This window comes from Sphingobium sp. RS1 (genome assembly GCF_056156825.1).
This window is the reverse complement of record NZ_JBLZXE010000002.1, coordinates 1,514,826-1,531,553: the sequence shown is the minus strand read 5'-3', so window position 1 is coordinate 1,531,553 and position 16,728 is coordinate 1,514,826. Positions and strand designations below refer to the sequence as shown.

Sequence of the window (16,728 nt, the reverse complement as noted above, 5' to 3'; positions counted from 1 at the left end):
CTCTCCCTAAAGACGGTGCCCATGGAAAATGACGAGATCAGTGTTGCCACGGGTGGCAACGTCAAATGGCGCTTCCCTTCGGTCCATCCGGAGGGAATGAAGTTCGGCCTGATCGCTGCGGCGATCACTGGCGTCCTGTTCCTGCTGGGATGGGAAATCGTCGGCTGGCTGATGGTCATGGTGACGATCTGGGTCTTCGCCTTCTTCCGTGATCCCGTGCGCGCCGTCCCGCAGGATGAAGGCGCGATCATAGCGCCCGCAGACGGCCTCGTCACGCTGATCCAGCGGGTGCCGCCGCCGCGCGAGATGGCGGGCGAGAATGGGCTGGGCGACCAGCCGATGATCCGCGTGTCGATCTTCATGAGCGTGTTCGACGTCCATATCAATCGCACGCCCATCGGCGGGACGATCAAGTCGGTCGTCTATATCAGCGGCAAGTTCCTGAACGCGGATCTGGACAAGGCGAGCGAAGATAATGAGCGCCAGCACATACTGGTCGAGCGGCATGACGGCGTGCGCATCGGTTTCACCCAGATTGCCGGGCTGGTCGCGCGGCGCATCGTGCCCTTCGTGAAGCCCGGCGACATGGTCGCGGCGGGGCAGCGCATCGGCCTCATCCGCTTCGGCAGCCGCGTCGATGTCTATCTGCCCGCCGGCACCGCGCCGCGCGTGATCCTGGGCCAGCGCACCGTCGCGGGCGAGACGATCCTGGGCCAGATGGGCGATACCCGCGTGATTGCGGGCATCCAGCAGTGATAGTGCCACAGTTGCCCATTTTTGTTCGCCCTGAGCCTGTTGAAGGGCGCGAGCATGCCCTTCGACGCCGCCTGCGGCGTCGCTCAGGACAGGCTTCGACAGGCTCAGCACGAACGGAGGTTGGTGCATTGGTCCTGACGTTGGCGGTGCGAGCATGAGCCGGCAGCGGCGCAGGATACCCTTGAGCATGCGGCGGGGCATTACCCTGCGCATGCTGGCGCCCAACGCGGTGACGGCGATGGCCCTGTGCTTCGGCCTGACCGGGGTGCGTTACGGCATTTCGGACGAATGGGAGCGGGCGGTGCTGTCCATCCTGTTCGCCGGCGTGCTGGACGGCCTCGACGGCCGGATCGCCCGCATGCTGCGCGGCGAGAGCCGGTTCGGCGCAGAACTGGATTCGCTGTCCGATTCGATCGCGTTCGGCGTGGCACCGGCGCTGATCCTCTATCTCTGGTCGCTTTATGCCATGCCGAAATTCGGCTGGATCTTTGCGCTTGCCCATGCGCTGTCCTGCGCGCTGCGCCTGGCGCGGTTCAACGCGGCGATCGACGCGGACGAGCAGCCGCACAAGTCGGCGGGTTTCCTGACCGGTGTGCCTGCACCGGCGGGGGCGGGTTTGGCCTTCGTGCCGCTCTATCTGTGGCTGGTGACGGGCGAGGACATCTTCCGCGCCTGGTATGTGGTGGCGCCCTGGGCCGCCTTCGTCGCCTTCCTGATGATTTCCAACATCGCGACCTATAGCTGGTCGGCGCTGCGGCTGCGCAAGCGCATCAGGCTGGAGATGATTGCGCTGGCGGGGCTGCTGGCGGCGCTGCTGGTGACCGACCCGTGGCTCACCCTGCTAATGATCTGCGCAGTCTATGTTGCGCTCATTCCGTTTGGGATCATGTCTTACGCCAAGGTGCGCAAGCAGCGGGAAAGTGCGGCGGTCAAGTCAGGCGTCTGACGCGCGGGGATGGGCATGCCCCTGGTGCGTGATGCCTGTTCGTGCGTGTCGAGATGCTGGTAGCGCTGAGCCTGCGTTTCTCGACTGCGCTCGAAACGAACGGGAGTAAGGTGCCTGACCGGTCTTGAGGTGTGGCAGGTGTCAGGCAGGCTCAGGCCGAACGAGCCTTTGCCTGTTCCGACAATCGTTCAGGCGGCCAGCGCGTTGCTGTGCGTGATGCGGGTCGGGCGGCGAGCCGGCTGGGCTGCGCGGGGGCGGCGGATGCGGATGTGATAGACCGGCGGGCTTTGCGGGATAGGCTCGAACTGGAGCGCTGCCACCATCTTGTCATGATAGAGTGCGAACATCCAGGCGATAGTGCTGATGGCCAGCAGGAAAGCGCCGGAAAACAGGGTTGCGGCAACAAGAGCGAACATAAGGATCACTTTCTGTCTTGCCATCTACACGACATGGCTCATTATGACGGTTTGAACAGGCGTTAACCGTATTTGTTCCGTCTGTTCCCTTTATGTTCTCATTTGAGAACGGCGTCAACCCTTGCAATTGCTTTTTTCGACGTCTAAAGGCGCGACCATTCCACATGGGAATCGACATATCCGGTGCCACGCGCCGCCTTTGAGGTGGTTTCGGGGTTCCTGATTCCCAGAGGGCCAACCGGAAGGAGAACTATTATGGCGGCACCTGTCGTCACCATGCACCAATTGATCGAGGCTGGCGCCCATTTCGGCCACCAGACCCACCGTTGGAATCCGCGCATGAAGCCGTACATTTTCGGCGAGCGCAACGGCATCCACATCCTTGACCTGTCGCAGACCGTGCCGCTGTTCGGCCGCGCGCTCGACTTCGTGTCGGCGACCGTCGCCGCCGGTGGCAAGGTGCTGTTCGTGGGCACCAAGCGCCAGGCGCAGGACCCGATCGCAGACGCCGCCCGCAAGTCGGGCCAGCATTTCGTCAACCATCGCTGGCTGGGCGGCATGCTCACCAACTGGAAGACCATTTCGGGTTCGATCAAGCGCCTGAAGACCCTTGAGGAGAAGCTGTCGGGCGACACCCACGGCTTCACCAAGAAGGAAGTCCTTCAGATGACCCGCGAGCGCGAGAAGCTGGAACTGTCGCTGGGCGGCATCCGCGACATGAACGGCATCCCCGACATCATGTTCGTGATCGACGCCAACAAGGAAGAGCTGGCGATCAAGGAAGCCAACACGCTGGGTATCCCGGTCGTCGCGATCCTCGATTCGAACGTCTCGCCCGACGGCATCGCCTTCCCGGTTCCGGCGAACGATGACGCCAGCCGCGCCATCCGCCTCTATTGTGACGCGATCGCCGCCGCCGCCACCAAGGGCAACCGTGGTGCGCAGCAGGCTTCGGGCGTCGACCTGGGCGCGCTGGACGAGCCGGCCGCTGAAGAGATCGTTGCCGAAGCCTGATAAATCCTTTTCCGTTCGGGCTGAGCCTGTCGAAGCCCTGTTCTTCTTTTCAAACAAGAAGGGCGGCCCTTCGACAAGCTCAGGGCGAACGGAGGTGGAGGACGGAGGCTTACTCCGAACTGAAAGATTGACGGAGTAGGGCGCACTCTTCTGGAGATGCGCCCTCCCGCATATTTAAACCCCTGTAGAATTTAGGAGCCGAAACATGGCCGAGATCACTGCTGCCGCCGTCAAGGAACTGCGCGACCGTTCGGGCGCGGGCATGATGGATTGCAAGAAGGCGCTCACCGAAGCCAATGGCGACATCGAAGCGGCAACCGACTGGCTGCGGGCCAAGGGTCTGGCCGCCGCGCAGAAGAAGTCGAGCCGCACCGCCGCTGAAGGTCTGGTCGGCGTCGCCGTCGCCGGCACCAAGGGCGTGGCCGTCGAAGTGAACAGCGAAACCGACTTCGTTGCCAAGAACGACCAGTTCCAGGACTTCGTCCGCACCGCTTCGGCCGTTGCGCTGGAATCGGGCGCGGCCGATGCAGAAGCCCTGACCGCGCAGGCGCACCCCGCCGGCGGCACGATCGCTGAAAAGCTGGTGTCGAACGTCGCCACCATCGGCGAGAACCAGACCGTGCGTCGCGTCGCCCATGTCGAAGTGACCGAAGGCGTCGTCGTCCCCTACGTCCACAACGCCGCGGCGCCGGGCCTGGGCAAGATCGGCGTGCTGGTCGCGCTGGAAGGCAATGCGCCGGCCGACGTTCTGGAGCCGCTGGGCAAGCAGCTGGCCATGCACATCGCCGCCGCTTTCCCGCTGGCGCTGTCGGCTGCCGACATCGACCCGGCGCTGCTGGAGCGTGAACGCGCCATCGCCGCCGAAAAGGCTGCCGAATCGGGCAAGCCCGCTGAAATCGTCGCCAAGATGGTCGACGGCGCGGTCGCCAAGTTCGCCAAGGAGCAGGCCCTGTTGTCGCAGCTGTTCGTGATGGACAACAAGACCCCGGTCGCCGACGTCGTCGCCAAGGCCGCCAAGGATGCCGGCGCGACCATCACGCTGAAGAGCTACGTCCGCTTCCAGCTGGGCGAAGGCATCGAGAAGGAAGTCAGCGACTTCGCCGCCGAAGTGGCTGCTGCCGCCGGCGTCTGATCGACCGTATAAGCGTTACGGAAAAGGGAAGGGGAGTGGCCGCAGGGTCGCTCCCCTTTTTCTTGCCCGGTGATTCCAGCCCGGCGATCGGGTGATCGTCGGGCTGCACATATTCTCCATCGGGTCAGGTGCATTATGGCAACAATCGCCCTTCCCATTGCGGCCTTGCGCTTCTAATGTCCGGCCGCTTTCCCTTTCCACTCATATAAGGATTCTTGCCCCGCATGACCCGGCCCGCCTACAAGCGCATCCTGTTGAAATTGTCCGGCGAAGTGCTGATGGGGCAGGGGCAGTTCGGCATCGAGCCGGAAACCGTGGCCCGCGTGGCGGGTGAGATCGCGGCGGCCAAGGATGCGGGTTTCGAAATCTGCGTGGTCGTGGGCGGGGGCAATATCTTCCGTGGCCTCGCTGGCGCGGCCAAGGGATTCGACCGGGCAAGCGCCGACTATATGGGCATGCTGGCGACCGTGATGAACGCGCTCGCCGTGCAGAATGCGCTGGAAAAGCTGGGTTATGATACCCGCGTCCAGTCCGCCATTCCGATGGCATCGGTGTGCGAACCCTATATCCGCCGCAAGGCCGAACGCCATATGGAGAAGGGCCGGATCGTCATCTTTGCCGCCGGCACCGGCAGCCCTTTCTTCACCACCGACACGACCGCAGCGCTGCGCGCGGCCGAGATGAACTGCGACGCACTGTTCAAGGGCACCAGCGTCGATGGCATTTACAATGCCGATCCCAAGAAGGTGGCCGACGCGGTCCGTTATGACAGCATCAGTTTCGATCAGGTGCTGAACGATAATCTGAAGGTCATGGACGCGAGCGCGATCGCGCTGTGCCGTGAGAATAATATCCCCATCGTCGTGTTCAACATCCGTGAAACCGGGAACCTTGCCACTGTGCTGGCCGGGCATGGTGTTGCGACGATCGTGCAGAATCAGGAGTCCTAAGTCATGCCGCAATATAACAAGTCCGATCTGGAACGCCGCATGGCGGGTGCCGTCGAAGCGTTGCGCGGTGACCTGACCGGCCTGCGGACCGGCCGCGCCAATGTGCAGTTGCTCGATCCGGTGTCGGTGACGGTCTATGGCGCGAACATGCCGCTGAACCAGGTCGCGACCGTATCCGCCCCCGAACCGCGCATGCTGTCGGTGCAGGTGTGGGACAAGACCAATGTCGGCCCGGTCGACAAGGCGATCCGCTCGGCCGGCCTGGGCCTCAACCCCATTGTCGACGGGCAGACGCTGCGCCTGCCGATCCCCGACCTGACCGAGGAACGGCGCAAGGAACTGGCGAAGCTCGCCAGCAAATATGCCGAAGGCGCGCGCGTGGCCGTGCGCAACGTGCGCCGCGACGGCATGGACAGCCTGAAGACCGACGAGAAGAAGGGCGAGATCAGCGAAGACGAGCGCAAGCGCCTCGAAACCGAAGTCCAGAAGATGACCGACAGCACCATCGCCGATCTGGATGCGCTGGCGAGTGCGAAGGAGAAGGAAATCCTCGGCCAATAAGCCGGGGCTTTCCTTTCGCGGCCAAAACACGCATGCCTATCTGATGGCCACCCAAGTCAAGCCCGATCTGAGCAGCGTCGCGCCTGCCCATGGCGCGCGCCACGTCGCCATCATCATGGACGGCAATGGACGCTGGGCCAAGAAACGGCTGTTGCCGCGCGTCGCTGGCCATCGGGCCGGCGTCGAGGCGGTGCGGCGGGTGGCGCGGGCGGCGCAGGAACTGGGGCTGGAGTGTTTGACGCTCTATGCTTTCTCTTCCGAGAACTGGAAGCGGCCGGCGAGCGAGGTCGCGGACCTGATGGGGTTGCTGCGCCACTTCATCCAGTCTGATATCGACGAATTCCATGCCAATGGCGTGCGGTTGCGGGTGATCGGCAATTATCGCGCGCTCGACCCGTCGCTAGTAGAACTGATCGACGGCGCCATGGCGCGGACGGCGGGCAATAGCGGGCCGATCATCGCGATCGCGCTCAACTATGGCGCGCAGGACGAGATGGTGCAGGCGGTGCAGGCGCTTGCCAGCCGGGCGGCGGCGGGCGAGATTGCCGCCGATGCGATCGGTGCGGCCGATATCGACGCGGCGCTCTATACCGCAGACCTGCCGCCGCTGGACCTGATGGTTCGCACGTCGGGCGAGCAGCGGCTCAGCAACTTCATGCTGTGGCAGGCAGCCTATGCCGAACTGTATTTCACTGACACGCTGTGGCCGGATTTCGGCGCCGACGCGCTGGCGCAGGCGCTGGATGCGTTCCGCATGAGGGACCGCCGTTTCGGCGGATTGTGATCGAATGCGGATTATAATCGGATGACGGGCGAATTGCGGACCCGCAGCATCGTGGGCGTCGCGCTGATCGCGGTGGCGCTGGGCGCGCTGCTGTCGGGCGGCCTGATCTTCTGGATCCTGTTGTCGGTGGCCGGCGTGCTGATGCAGGGGGAGTGGGGCGACCTGACCGGTGCCACGCCCGAGCAGCGCAAGTCGGCGATGTTTGCAGTGTCGATCCCGCTGGCTTTGCTGTGTCCGCTGGCGGCCGGGATAGACTGGCCGGTGCTGATCGCTGCTGCTGCTGCCTTCTTCTTCATACTGTTCACCAGCCGCAAGCCGAAGCTGGCGCTGGGCATCCCTTATATCTGCCTGCCGATCGTGGCCTTGCTCTATCTGCGCGGACAGGCGCCCTATGCGTTTGGGCTGCTGCTGGCCTTCTGGGCATTGGGGCTGGTGTGGGCGACCGATATCGGCGCCTATTTTGCCGGCCGGTCGATCGGCGGGCCGAAGCTGGCGCCGCGGATCAGCCCGTCGAAGACCTGGGCGGGGCTGGCTGGCGGCGTGCTGGCCGCGCTGGTGCTGGGCTTCCTGCTGCATCGTTTTGCCGACCTGCCGATCCAGCTGGCGGCGGCGAGCGGGCTGCTGGCGGTGGCGGCGCAGGCGGGCGATTTGCTGGAAAGCGGGATGAAGCGCAAGGCGGGGGTCAAGGATAGCGGCACGTTGCTGCCCGGCCATGGCGGGGTGATGGACCGGCTGGACGGGGTGGCGACCGCTGCGCCGCTGGCTGCCATCCTCTATTGGCTGCTGGTCGCAGGCGCATGAAAAGCATCTCCATTTTTGGCGCGACCGGATCGGTCGGCCTGTCGACGCTGGACCTGATCCGGCGGGAACCCGATGCCTATAAGGTCGTGGCGCTGACCGCAAACAGCGATGTGGACGGTCTGGCGGCGCAGGCGCGGGCGACTGGCGCGCGGATGGCGGTGATCGGGCAAGCTCGGCTCTATGGGGCACTGAAGGACGCGCTGGCCGGATCGGGTGTCGAAGCGGCGGCGGGCGAGGAGGCTCTGGTTGCAGCGGCGCAGGCAGGCGCGGACTGGACCATGGCGTCGATCGTGGGCTGCGCCGGGCTGCGACCGACCATCGCGGCGCTGAAGGCAGGCGGCACGGTGGCGCTGGCGAACAAGGAATCGCTCGTGTCGGCCGGGGCGCTGATGATGGAGGCGGCGAGCGCATCGGGCGCGACCTTGCTGCCGGTCGACAGCGAGCATAATGCGATTTTCCAGTGCCTTGCCGGCAGCAGCCTGGATGATGTCGCAAGGATCGCCCTGACCGCGAGCGGCGGGCCGTTCCGTACGAAGAGCCGGGCCGAGATGGCAGCGATGACGCCGGCGCAGGCGGTGGCGCATCCCAACTGGTCGATGGGCGCGAAGATCAGCGTCGACAGCGCGACGATGATGAACAAGGGGCTGGAACTGATCGAGGCGGCCCATCTGTTCCCGGTCGGATTGAACCGGATCGAGATATTGGTGCACCCGCAATCGGTGATTCATTCGATGGTCGAATATCGCGACCGGTCCACCCTGGCACAGCTGGGGTCGCCGGACATGCGGATTCCGATCGCGCATGCGCTGGCCTGGCCCAAGCGGATTGCCACGCCCTGTCAGCCGCTGGACCTGGCACGCATTGGCAGGCTCGATTTCGAAGCGCCTGATCTGGAACGTTTTCCAGCGCTGCGTCTGGCGCGCGAAGCGGCGCAGGCGGGCGGGGCGACCCCGGCGATCCTGAACGCCGCCAATGAAGTGGCGGTCGCGGCTTTCCTGGAAGGGCGGATCGGCTTCCTTGATATCGCCATGATTGTAGAGGATGTGTTGAACCGGTATAGCGCGGCCAGCCCTTCCGCGATCGACGATGTGCTGGTGGCGGACGGACAGGCCCGCAAGCAAGCGGACCTAGTGATGGAAAGATTGACGGCTTGATCCAGAATCCGGGTTTCCTGCTGACGGTGCTGGCCTTTATTGCGGTCATCGGACCCCTCGTCTTCGTGCATGAGATGGGCCATTATCTCGTCGGCCGCTGGTGCGGGGTGAAGGCGGAGGCCTTTTCGATCGGCTTTGGCCCGGAGCTTTTTGCTTGGGTGGACAAGCGCGGCACCCGCTGGCGCGTCGCGGCGTTGCCGCTGGGTGGCTATGTCCGCTTCAAAGGCGACATGAACGCGGCGAGCATGACCGATCCGGCCTGGCTGGAAATGTCGGCGAAGGACCGGGCGGAAAGCTTCCCCGCCAAGCCGCTGTGGCAGCGCGCAGCGATCGTCGCGGCGGGTCCGGTGGTCAATTTTCTGTTCGCGATCCTGCTGCTGGGCGGCCTTGCCTATTGGAATGGCGATCCGGTCAGCGAACCGGTGGTGCAGCAGGTGGCGAAGGGATCGGCAGCGGCGAAGGCCGGGCTGCGCGAGGGTGACCGGGTCGTGTCGATCATGGGGCGCCGGATCGAAAGCTTTACCGACATTTCGCCGATCGTGTCGCTGCGTCCCGGCGAAGCGTTGCCTTATGAGATTGCGCGCGACGGCCGGATGCTGTCGATGACGATCGCGGCGGGCGAGCGGATCGAGAAGGACCGGTTTGGCAATATCTACAAGCTGGGCCAGCTGGGCATCATGTCCAACGCCATTACCATGCGCGATATCGCGCTGTGGGAAATCCCCGTGGTCGGCACGCGCCGGACCGGGCAGATTTTCGTATCGGCGATGGACGGGCTGGGCCAGATCATCACCGGTCGCCGGTCGGCCAAGGAACTGGGCGGGCCGCTCAAGATCGCGGATGTCTCCGGGCAGGCGGCGATGATGGGGGGCGTGGGCTTCCTGACGCTGATGGCGTTCATCTCGATTAATTTGGGGTTCATCAACCTGTTGCCAATCCCCATGCTGGATGGCGGGCATCTGCTCTTTTACGGGATTGAGGCAGTGCAGCGGCGTCCGGTCAGCGCGCAGGCGCAGGAATGGGCCTATCGGTCCGGCCTGGCGGTGCTGATGACCGTGATGCTGCTGGTGACTTTCAACGATTTGTCGTCTTTCGGGCTTTGGAAGAGCCTGTCCGGCTTGATCGGTTGACGCGCATCGGGCAGGGAAGCCCGGTTTGGCGTCGTCTGTGTCGGCGGAAACATTCTATTGCGAGTTTTTGAGGTGATGCGGGTGACAGCGATGAAGAGCAGCTTGAGGCAGCGCCCGGTCGTGGCCGTCCTTTTGGCGACGACCATGATCGCGGGCGTGCCGGCCCTTCCGGCTATGGCCCAGCAGGCAGGGGCCCAACAGGCGCCGGCCCCGGCAGGGACGCTGGCCGCGCCCGCCAGCGCACCGGCCGCCGCCGCGCCAACGCAGGGCACGATCCGCGCGATCAGCGTGGTCGGCACGCAGCGCCTGGAGCCGGACACGGTGCTGTCCTACACCAAGCTGCGCATCGGCCAGCCCTATACCCAGGAAAGCCTGGATCAGGGCCTGCGCGACCTGTACGAGACGGAATTGTTCGCGGACGTCCAGATCCGCAACGACAATGGCTCGCTCACCGTCGAGGTGAAGGAAAACCCGGTCATCAACCGTATCGTCCTTGAAGGTAATAAGCGCCTCAAGGAAGACAAGATTCGTCCTGAAATAAAACTGGCTCCGCGCCAGATCTACACGCGCTCCAAGGTGCGTGCGGACGTTGCCCGCATCGTCGAGCTGTATCGCCGGCAGGGCCGCTTTGCCGCGACGATCGAGCCGAAGATGGTCCAGCTGGACCAGAACCGCGTCGACATCGTGTTCGAAATTTCGGAAGGGCCGAAATCCAAGGTCCGCCAGATCAACATCATCGGCAACGAGAAGTTCAAGGACGGCGAACTGCGCGGCCAGATGGTGACGAAGCAGTCGCGCTGGTTCCGCGTCTTTTCGTCGGGCACCAGCTACGATCCCGATCGTCTGGCCTATGACCAGCAGAAGCTGCGCCAATTCTACCTGACCGAAGGCTATGCCGATTTCCGCGTGATTTCCGCCGTGGCGGAACTGACGCCGGACAAGCAGGACTTCATCATCACCTATGTGGTGGAAGAAGGCGACCGCTATAAGTTTGGCGACGTGAAGGTCGAATCCGACATTCGCGACCTGTCCGGCGACGGCCTGACCAAGCGCCTGCCGATGAAGAAGGGCGACTGGTACAACGCCAAGCAGGTGGAAGACACGGTCGACACGCTGAGCGAGACGGCGGGTCTGTTCGGCTATGCCTTTGCCGATGTGTCGCCGGACTTCAACCGCGACAAGGAAAGCCTGACGATGGGGATTAATTTCCGCATCGCCAATGCGCCGCGCGTCTATGTCGAGCGGGTCGACATCAACGGCAATACGCTGACGCAGGACAAGGTCGTGCGCCGCGAATTCCGTCTGGCTGAAGGCGATGCCTTCAACAGCTTCCTGGTGAAGCGATCGAAGGACCGCATCAATTCGCTCGGCTTCTTCCAGGAGAAGCTGGACGTCGAGCAGAAGCCCGGTTCCGCGCCCGACCGCATCGTGCTGGAAACCAATGTGCAGGAAAAGTCGACCGGCGAACTGTCGCTGTCGGCCGGTTTTTCGTCGCTGGAACGCTTCATCGTGTCGGCGTCGATCACGCAGCGCAACTTCCGCGGCAAGGGCCAGGAACTGCGCACCTCGGTCAATTATTCGGCATATAGCAAGTCGGTGGAAGTGGGCTTTACCGAGCCTTATTTCATGGACAAGAATATCGCGCTGGGCGGCGACATCTATCGCCGCGACCTCAACAGCTTCCGCTATCTGACCAGCAATACGCGTGACACGACGTACGAGCAGACCACGACCGGCTTCCAGTTGCGCGCGGGCGTACCGATCACCGAATATATGTCGCTGGCGCTGCGCTACAGCCTCAATTTCGATGACGTGACGCTGGACAAGGATACCTATTATACCGACGGGCAGTGCGACCCAATCCTGGCCGGCCGGTATCTGTGCGACGCGATCGGCAAGCGTACGACCTCGTCGATCGGTTATTCGCTGATCTACGACACCCGCGACAACCGCATCCGCGCGACCCGCGGCCAGAATCTGACGCTGAGTCAGGATTTCGCGGGTCTGGGCGGCAGCGTGAAATATGTCCGCACACGCTTGCAGGGCGCGAAATATGTGCCGCTGGGCGGGGGCTTCATCTTCTCGTTGTCGGGCGAGGGCGGCTATATCCACAGCCTGGAAGGCGAACGCCGCGACGCGACCGGCGAACTGGTCGATCGGGTCCGCCTGACCGACCGCTTCTTCCTGGGCGAACCGCAGTTCCGTGGCTTCGACATTCGCGGCGTCGGCCCGCGCATCGTGCGCCGCTATTACAGCACCACGGTCGAGAATGGCGTGGCGACCGGCGAGCAGATTACCGGTACGAACAACCGGACGGATGACGCACTGGGCGGCAAGATCTACTATCTGGCTCGCGCCGAAGTGGAAATCCCGCTGGGTTCGGGTGCGCGTGAAATGGGTCTGCGTCCGTCGATCTTTATGGATGCCGGTGCTGTCGGTGGCCTGAAATCGCCGGGCCTGATCAACGGCACCGGTCAGTTCGCCGGCTATTGCTCGGCGACCGGCCAGACGACGATCCGCGCCACCGGTACGGCCGCCAATCCGATTTGCCCTGTCGCCTATACCAGCGCGTCGGACTATGCGGTGACCGGTGGTTTTGTGGAACAATATCTCGGCGACACGCTCAAGCCGCGTCTGTCGGTGGGCTTTGGCGTCAACTGGAACTCGCCCTTCGGTCCGTTCCGGATCGACATCGCCAAGGCCCTGCTCAAGGAACCAGGGGACGACAACAAGCTCATCACCTTCAACGTAGGGACTCAATTCTGATGAAGACGATTTTCAAGGCTGCGGCGCTGACGCTGGCGCCCATGACTGCCATCGCGATGACCGCTATTCCGGCCGCTGCCCAGACCAAGTCGGGCATCGCCGTGGTCGACCTGGAAGAAGCCGTCGCCAAGAGCGCGGCCTTCACCACCGCGATCAGCCAGATGCAGACCACCTACAAGCCGCAGATCGACGCGCTGAACACGCGCCGTACCGCGATCGAAGCGGATCTGAAGACCAAGGGTGACGCACTTCAGGCCGCGCTGAAGGCCGCCGGCAACAAGCCGACCCCGGCGATCGAAACCCAGTATCAGCAATATCAGCAGTCGCAGCAGAATGCGCAGGCCGAATTGCAGCGCATGGGTCAGCCGATCGGTCTGGCTCGCGCCTATGTCGAAGAGCAGATCGTCAGCAAGCTGGACGACGCGCTGAAGGCCGCGACCGCCAAGACCAAGTCGGAAATCGTCTTCAAGAAGGCGGCGACCGAGAGCTTTGGCGCCAGCGCCGACATCACGCCGGCCGTCATCACCGAACTGAACGCACTGGTCCCCAGCGCCAGCATCACCCCGCCGGCCGGCTGGCAGCCGGGCCGTCAGGGCCAGCCGGCAGCGGCCGCCGCTGCTCCGGCGACCCCGGCGCAGGCGCCCAAGTCGCGCTGATCCGGCATGACAGGGGAGGTTGAAACGACCGCGCTTGGCCCGATGGATGTCCGTCGGGTCATGGCCGCGCTGCCGCATCGTTATCCGATGCTGCTGGTCGATCGTGTGGTGACGCTGGTGCCAAGCCAGTCGATCCACGCGATCAAGGCGGTGTCGGTGAACGAGCCGTTTTTCCAGGGGCATTTCCCGACCCGGCCGATCATGCCGGGCGTGCTGATCGTGGAAGCGATGGCGCAGGCGGCCGGCGTGCTGGCCGTGGAATCGATGAACCTGGCTGATTCGGGCAAGCTCGTCTATTTCATGAGCATCGACGGCGCGAAGTTCCGCACCCCGGTGGAGCCGGGCTGCCTGCTGGACCTGCATGTCGAAGTGACGCAGAATCGCGGCGCCATCTGCAAGTTCGCTGGCAAGGCGCTGATCGACGGCAAGCTGGCGGCGGAAGCCAATTTCGTCGCGATGATCAGCGATCCGCCGAAGGATTGATGCCCGTCCGTTGCACCGGCCGGGCCGGGAAGACGGGTTAGTTGTTGCCAAGGCGCGCCGAAACCGCTAACGGCGCGCCTTCGCTATTTTTTCCAGCATCCATGGCCGGTCGGAACCGGCCTCTACACGGAGCAATGTCGCCATGAAGGCCAATACGCACCCCGATTATCACGTCATCACCGTTCAGATGACCGACGGCACCACGTTCCAGACCCGTTCGACCTGGGGCAAGGAAGGCGACACCATGGCGCTCGACATCGATCCCAAGTCGCACCCGGCCTGGACCGGCGGCAACCGCCAGCTGGACACCGGCGGCCAGGTGGCGCGCTTCAACAAGCGTTTCGGCGGTCTGACGCTGAAGAAGTAATCGGTCTTCACAGACGCGATTTTGGAAGGGCGCCTGCGGGCGCCCTTTTTTATGTCCCGTCGCAAGCGGGGTGGGCGGGCCAAAAAAAGGCCTCCAGCAAGGGATGCTGGAGGCCGAGGTTCAGGGGAGAGTCAGCGGCGACAGAGGGGGATCTGTGTAGGGTGCCGCTGACAAGGATGTGTCTAGGCGTGGAATGATGCAGGGGAATGTCCGGCATGTTGCTGGAGGGGGCGTGGTGTGAAATCTTTGGGGGAGGTCCGGCGTGAAACGGCCAGTGTCGGACACCCAACATCCGTTCGGGCTGAGCCGGTCGAAGCCCTGCTCTTTTTTTGGGCTTATGTTGGAAGAAAAGTGCGGCCCTTCGACAGGCTCAGGGCGAACGGATGTTTGGGTCTGGAAGCGACCAGAAGTGGACGCTCTTCTATCTTGGTCGGAATGCGAATAGCAGACATTAGAAGCAGCTAATTAAGACGCAGTAAGAGGGCGTGCCTATGCAGGTTGAGATCAGCGGTCACACTATCGAATTATGCGATTATGCCGAGATAGCTCAAGGTGGCCCGGAAGCGTGCGATTTGCTAATAGATCGACGGCTAATAGAAGGTCGTTTTGATCCTTCGCCACTGGCATTTGCAGACAATCTGCTCATTCCCAAGCGCAAAATTTCATTTTTCAGATCGGGGTATGTCCTAACGAAAATCGATTTACACACTGGCAAGCAGAAACCGATCTCGAAGATCATCCCCTATATGAAATTGCTAAAAATAGAAAATGGCGTCGTAGAGTTTGCCACGACTGCTTGGGGTTCAGAAACGGCTTACCTTTCCATTGATTGATAGCTGAAACCGGTTAGTCCGCTTTCCACCCAATATGGCCGCGTGCCTACGCTCCGGCGCGATCCTGGTCGAGGAAGGTGGCGACGTCGTCCAGTACCACGTCCTTCGACAGGAAGGTCTGGCCGATGCCGCGCGCGAGCAGGAAGGGCAGGGTGCCGGCCGCCATCTTCTTGTCATGCAGCATATGGCCGACCAGTTCGGCGCCGTCGGCCTTCACATGCGCGCTGGCGAGGTCGTGGGGCAGGCCCACGGCCTTGAGGTGCTGCGTGACGCGGTCGGCGTCTGCCGGTGGGCACAGGCCGAGGCGGGCGGAATAGCGGAAGGCGAGCGCCATGCCGGCCGCGACGCCCTCGCCATGGAGCAAAGTGTCGGAAAAGCCGGTGTCGGCCTCCAGCGCATGCCCGAACGTGTGGCCGAGGTTGAGTAGCGCGCGGCGGCCGGAGGTTTCGCGCTCGTCATCGGCGACGATCGCGGCCTTGGCCTGCACGCTGCGTTCGATCGCATGGGTGCGTACTGCGGGATCGCCGGCGAGCAGGGCGTCGGCGTTGGCTTCGCACCAGGCGAAGAAGGCCGGGTCGTCGATCAGGCCGTACTTGACGACTTCGGCATAGCCGGCGCGGGTTTCGCGCAGCGGCAGGCTGTCGAGCGTCGAGGGGTCGATCAGGACGAGGGCGGGCTGGTAGAAGGCGCCGATCAGATTCTTGCCAGCCTTCGCATTGATCGCGGTCTTGCCGCCGACCGACGAATCGACCTGCGCCAGCAGGGTGGTGGGCACCTGGATGAAATGGCAGCCGCGCTTGAGGATCGAGGCGGCAAAGCCGACCAGATCGCCGATCACGCCGCCCCCCAGCGCGACGATATGGTCGCCGCGCTCGATCTCCAGCGCGAGCAGCGCGTCGAGCAGCTGTTCCAGATGGCGCCAGCTTTTCGTCTGTTCGCCGGCCGGCAGGATGATCGGTTCGACGGCGATGTCGGCGGCGCGGAGACTCGCGTCAAGGCGGGGCAACTGCGCCTTGGCCACATTGGCATCGGTGACGACGACCAGGCGGCCCTTGCGCGCGTAAGGGGCGAGGGTGTCGCCGGCGCGATCCAGCGCGCCCTGTTCGATCAGGATATCATAGCTGCGCGCACCCAGCGCGACGCGGACTAATGCCATGCGGTCAGTTGCTCCATGATGTTGTCGACCGCGACTTCATGCGGGGCAGCGATGCTTTTCACATGAATGGGTGCAAGCGCGTAGATGGGATTGCGGACCGCCGCCAGTTCCGTGAGGACGGTGCGCGGATCGCGATTCTTGAGTAGCGGGCGGCTTTCGCGGCGACCGACGCGATCGACCAATATGTCGATATCGGCGTCCAGCCAGATGGCGGTCGCGCCGTCGAGGATCAGCCGGCGGGTTTCATCCTGCATGAAGGCGCCGCCGCCGGTGGCGATCACCTTGGGCGCGCCATCCATCAGCCGGGCGATGACCCGCCGTTCGCCGTCGCGAAAATAGGATTCACCATAGCGTTCGAAAATCTCCGTCACGGTCATGCCGGCAGCCTTTTCGATCTCTTCGTCGGCGTCGACGAAATGGAGGCCGAGGCGCGCGGCAAGACGGCGGCCGACCGTGGATTTGCCTACGCCCATCATCCCCACCAGGACGATGGGACCGCGCCGGGCCGGGCTGTCGGGGATTTTGCTGTTTCGCTGCATGGCTTGCGGGGCTATACAGCCAGCCGTCACAGAGGCAAATCGCATCTTTTTCTATCCCCCGGCCAAGTTTCCGGGCCAGTCATAGCCAAGGACTTATGAAGAATAATCGCAACTTCAGCAGTTTCGAGGGCGGTCAGCGTCGTCGTGGCACCCGCCTGCCGATCATTCCTGTCGCTCTGGTCGTGCTTTTCGTCGCGCTGCTGGCCTTTTTCTGGTCGCGCGGTGGCGAGCAGCCGCAACAGCGCGTCGAAAAGGTCATCCCCGCAGAGAAGCTGGGCCAGTAA

The 16,728-nt window shown here is 63.5% G+C and carries 19 protein-coding genes; 16 read left to right on the top strand and 3 right to left on the bottom strand.

Translation table 11 applies throughout. The features are described 5' to 3' along the window. Nucleotides 1-21 precede the first annotated feature (21 nt). Complete coding sequence (locus tag ACNHGR_RS09035) at nt 22-756, top strand: phosphatidylserine decarboxylase (protein ID WP_184271911.1); 735 nt, start codon at nt 22-24, stop codon at nt 754-756. A 211-nt stretch (nt 757-967) separates the two neighbouring features. Continuing rightward, a complete protein-coding gene (locus ACNHGR_RS09030) occupies nt 968-1,702 on the top strand; it encodes a CDP-alcohol phosphatidyltransferase family protein (protein ID WP_475288370.1) in 735 nt (244 codons plus the stop codon). A 188-nt stretch (nt 1,703-1,890) separates the two neighbouring features. On the opposite strand, the gene ACNHGR_RS09025 is transcribed toward ACNHGR_RS09030, so the two are convergent. Continuing rightward, nucleotides 1,891-2,118 carry a hypothetical protein gene (locus ACNHGR_RS09025; RefSeq protein ID WP_184271905.1) on the bottom strand — a complete coding sequence of 76 codons (228 nt, stop codon included), beginning with the start codon at nt 2,116-2,118 and terminating at the stop codon, nt 1,891-1,893. 255 nt (nt 2,119-2,373) lie between these two features. On the opposite strand from ACNHGR_RS09025, the gene rpsB reads away from it, so the two are divergent. The 13 genes from rpsB to ACNHGR_RS08960 all read left to right on the top strand — a co-directional run bounded on the left by rpsB (nt 2,374) and on the right by ACNHGR_RS08960 (nt 14,749). Continuing rightward, entirely contained in the window at nt 2,374-3,132 is a 759-nt protein-coding gene (gene rpsB, locus ACNHGR_RS09020) for a 30S ribosomal protein S2 (protein WP_184266473.1), read from the top strand. 205 nt (nt 3,133-3,337) lie between these two features. Further along, complete coding sequence (tsf, locus tag ACNHGR_RS09015) at nt 3,338-4,264, top strand: translation elongation factor Ts (RefSeq protein WP_184266470.1); 927 nt, start codon at nt 3,338-3,340, stop codon at nt 4,262-4,264. A gap of 224 nt (nt 4,265-4,488) precedes the next feature. Further along, nucleotides 4,489-5,214: a UMP kinase gene (pyrH, locus tag ACNHGR_RS09010; protein WP_184266467.1), complete on the top strand. Its 726-nt coding sequence runs from the start codon at nt 4,489-4,491 to the stop codon at nt 5,212-5,214. Between the two features lie 3 nt (nt 5,215-5,217). Continuing rightward, a complete protein-coding gene (gene frr / locus ACNHGR_RS09005; RefSeq protein ID WP_184266464.1) occupies nt 5,218-5,775 on the top strand; it encodes a ribosome recycling factor in 558 nt (185 codons plus the stop codon). A 43-nt stretch (nt 5,776-5,818) separates the two neighbouring features. Continuing rightward, nucleotides 5,819-6,559 carry a polyprenyl diphosphate synthase gene (gene uppS / locus ACNHGR_RS09000; protein ID WP_475285532.1) on the top strand — a complete coding sequence of 247 codons (741 nt, stop codon included), beginning with the start codon at nt 5,819-5,821 and terminating at the stop codon, nt 6,557-6,559. Nucleotides 6,560-6,580: 21 nt separating this feature from the next. Beyond that, nucleotides 6,581-7,360: a phosphatidate cytidylyltransferase gene (locus ACNHGR_RS08995; protein ID WP_184266458.1), complete on the top strand. Its 780-nt coding sequence runs from the start codon at nt 6,581-6,583 to the stop codon at nt 7,358-7,360. After that, nucleotides 7,357-8,514 carry a 1-deoxy-D-xylulose-5-phosphate reductoisomerase gene (locus tag ACNHGR_RS08990; protein WP_475285530.1) on the top strand — a complete coding sequence of 386 codons (1,158 nt, stop codon included), beginning with the start codon at nt 7,357-7,359 and terminating at the stop codon, nt 8,512-8,514. The genes ACNHGR_RS08995 and ACNHGR_RS08990 overlap by 4 nt, the downstream gene beginning before the upstream one ends. Next, nucleotides 8,511-9,644 carry an RIP metalloprotease RseP gene (rseP, locus tag ACNHGR_RS08985; protein WP_475285528.1) on the top strand — a complete coding sequence of 378 codons (1,134 nt, stop codon included), beginning with the start codon at nt 8,511-8,513 and terminating at the stop codon, nt 9,642-9,644. Before ACNHGR_RS08990 ends, rseP begins: the two co-directional genes overlap by 4 nt. A gap of 90 nt (nt 9,645-9,734) precedes the next feature. Then, on the top strand, nt 9,735-12,410 hold the full coding sequence (bamA, locus tag ACNHGR_RS08980) for an outer membrane protein assembly factor BamA (protein WP_475285526.1): 2,676 nt from the start codon (nt 9,735-9,737) through the stop codon (nt 12,408-12,410). Then, a complete protein-coding gene (locus ACNHGR_RS08975) occupies nt 12,410-13,066 on the top strand; it encodes an OmpH family outer membrane protein (RefSeq protein WP_184266446.1) in 657 nt (218 codons plus the stop codon). Before bamA ends, ACNHGR_RS08975 begins: the two co-directional genes overlap by 1 nt. A 6-nt stretch (nt 13,067-13,072) precedes the next feature. Next, nucleotides 13,073-13,549, top strand: a complete 477-nt coding sequence (fabZ, locus tag ACNHGR_RS08970; RefSeq protein WP_184266443.1) for a 3-hydroxyacyl-ACP dehydratase FabZ — start codon at nt 13,073-13,075, stop codon at nt 13,547-13,549. A gap of 142 nt (nt 13,550-13,691) precedes the next feature. Next, entirely contained in the window at nt 13,692-13,916 is a 225-nt protein-coding gene (rpmE, locus tag ACNHGR_RS08965) for a 50S ribosomal protein L31 (RefSeq protein WP_184266440.1), read from the top strand. 491 nt (nt 13,917-14,407) lie between these two features. Continuing rightward, nucleotides 14,408-14,749, top strand: a complete 342-nt coding sequence (locus tag ACNHGR_RS08960; protein ID WP_475285523.1) for a hypothetical protein — start codon at nt 14,408-14,410, stop codon at nt 14,747-14,749. Between the two features lie 46 nt (nt 14,750-14,795). On the opposite strand, the gene aroB is transcribed toward ACNHGR_RS08960, so the two are convergent. Then, complete coding sequence (gene aroB, locus ACNHGR_RS08955) at nt 14,796-15,905, bottom strand: 3-dehydroquinate synthase (RefSeq protein ID WP_475285522.1); 1,110 nt, start codon at nt 15,903-15,905, stop codon at nt 14,796-14,798. Then, the gene (locus tag ACNHGR_RS08950) at nt 15,896-16,444 is read right to left on the bottom strand and encodes a shikimate kinase (RefSeq protein WP_184271902.1); all 549 of its coding nucleotides are present in this window, start codon (nt 16,442-16,444) and stop codon (nt 15,896-15,898) included. Before ACNHGR_RS08950 ends, aroB begins: the two co-directional genes overlap by 10 nt. 95 nt (nt 16,445-16,539) lie before the next feature. On the opposite strand from ACNHGR_RS08950, the gene ACNHGR_RS08945 reads away from it, so the two are divergent. Further along, nucleotides 16,540-16,728, top strand: a complete 189-nt coding sequence (locus ACNHGR_RS08945) for a cbb3-type cytochrome oxidase assembly protein (RefSeq protein ID WP_475285520.1) — start codon at nt 16,540-16,542, stop codon at nt 16,726-16,728.

Bases quoted from the DNA above. Each gene is read 5' to 3' on its own strand.
- ACNHGR_RS08975 (WP_184266446.1), top strand. From the start codon at position 12,410: ATGAAGACGATTTTCAAGGCTGCGGCGCTGACGCTGGCGCCCATGACT.
- ACNHGR_RS08995 (WP_184266458.1), top strand. From the start codon at position 6,581: ATGACGGGCGAATTGCGGACCCGCAGCATCGTGGGCGTCGCGCTGATC.
- bamA (WP_475285526.1), top strand. From the start codon at position 9,735: ATGAAGAGCAGCTTGAGGCAGCGCCCGGTCGTGGCCGTCCTTTTGGCG.
- ACNHGR_RS09030 (WP_475288370.1), top strand. From the start codon at position 968: ATGCTGGCGCCCAACGCGGTGACGGCGATGGCCCTGTGCTTCGGCCTG.
- ACNHGR_RS08950 (WP_184271902.1), bottom strand. From the start codon at position 16,444: ATGCAGCGAAACAGCAAAATCCCCGACAGCCCGGCCCGGCGCGGTCCC.
- frr (WP_184266464.1), top strand. From the start codon at position 5,218: ATGCCGCAATATAACAAGTCCGATCTGGAACGCCGCATGGCGGGTGCC.
- rpsB (WP_184266473.1), top strand. From the start codon at position 2,374: ATGGCGGCACCTGTCGTCACCATGCACCAATTGATCGAGGCTGGCGCC.
- ACNHGR_RS08990 (WP_475285530.1), top strand. From the start codon at position 7,357: ATGAAAAGCATCTCCATTTTTGGCGCGACCGGATCGGTCGGCCTGTCG.
- tsf (WP_184266470.1), top strand. From the start codon at position 3,338: ATGGCCGAGATCACTGCTGCCGCCGTCAAGGAACTGCGCGACCGTTCG.
- aroB (WP_475285522.1), bottom strand. From the start codon at position 15,905: ATGGCATTAGTCCGCGTCGCGCTGGGTGCGCGCAGCTATGATATCCTG.
- ACNHGR_RS08945 (WP_475285520.1), top strand. From the start codon at position 16,540: ATGAAGAATAATCGCAACTTCAGCAGTTTCGAGGGCGGTCAGCGTCGT.
- ACNHGR_RS09025 (WP_184271905.1), bottom strand. From the start codon at position 2,118: ATGTTCGCTCTTGTTGCCGCAACCCTGTTTTCCGGCGCTTTCCTGCTG.
- ACNHGR_RS08960 (WP_475285523.1), top strand. From the start codon at position 14,408: ATGCAGGTTGAGATCAGCGGTCACACTATCGAATTATGCGATTATGCC.
- fabZ (WP_184266443.1), top strand. From the start codon at position 13,073: ATGACAGGGGAGGTTGAAACGACCGCGCTTGGCCCGATGGATGTCCGT.
- pyrH (WP_184266467.1), top strand. From the start codon at position 4,489: ATGACCCGGCCCGCCTACAAGCGCATCCTGTTGAAATTGTCCGGCGAA.
- rpmE (WP_184266440.1), top strand. From the start codon at position 13,692: ATGAAGGCCAATACGCACCCCGATTATCACGTCATCACCGTTCAGATG.
- uppS (WP_475285532.1), top strand. From the start codon at position 5,819: ATGGCCACCCAAGTCAAGCCCGATCTGAGCAGCGTCGCGCCTGCCCAT.
- ACNHGR_RS09035 (WP_184271911.1), top strand. From the start codon at position 22: ATGGAAAATGACGAGATCAGTGTTGCCACGGGTGGCAACGTCAAATGG.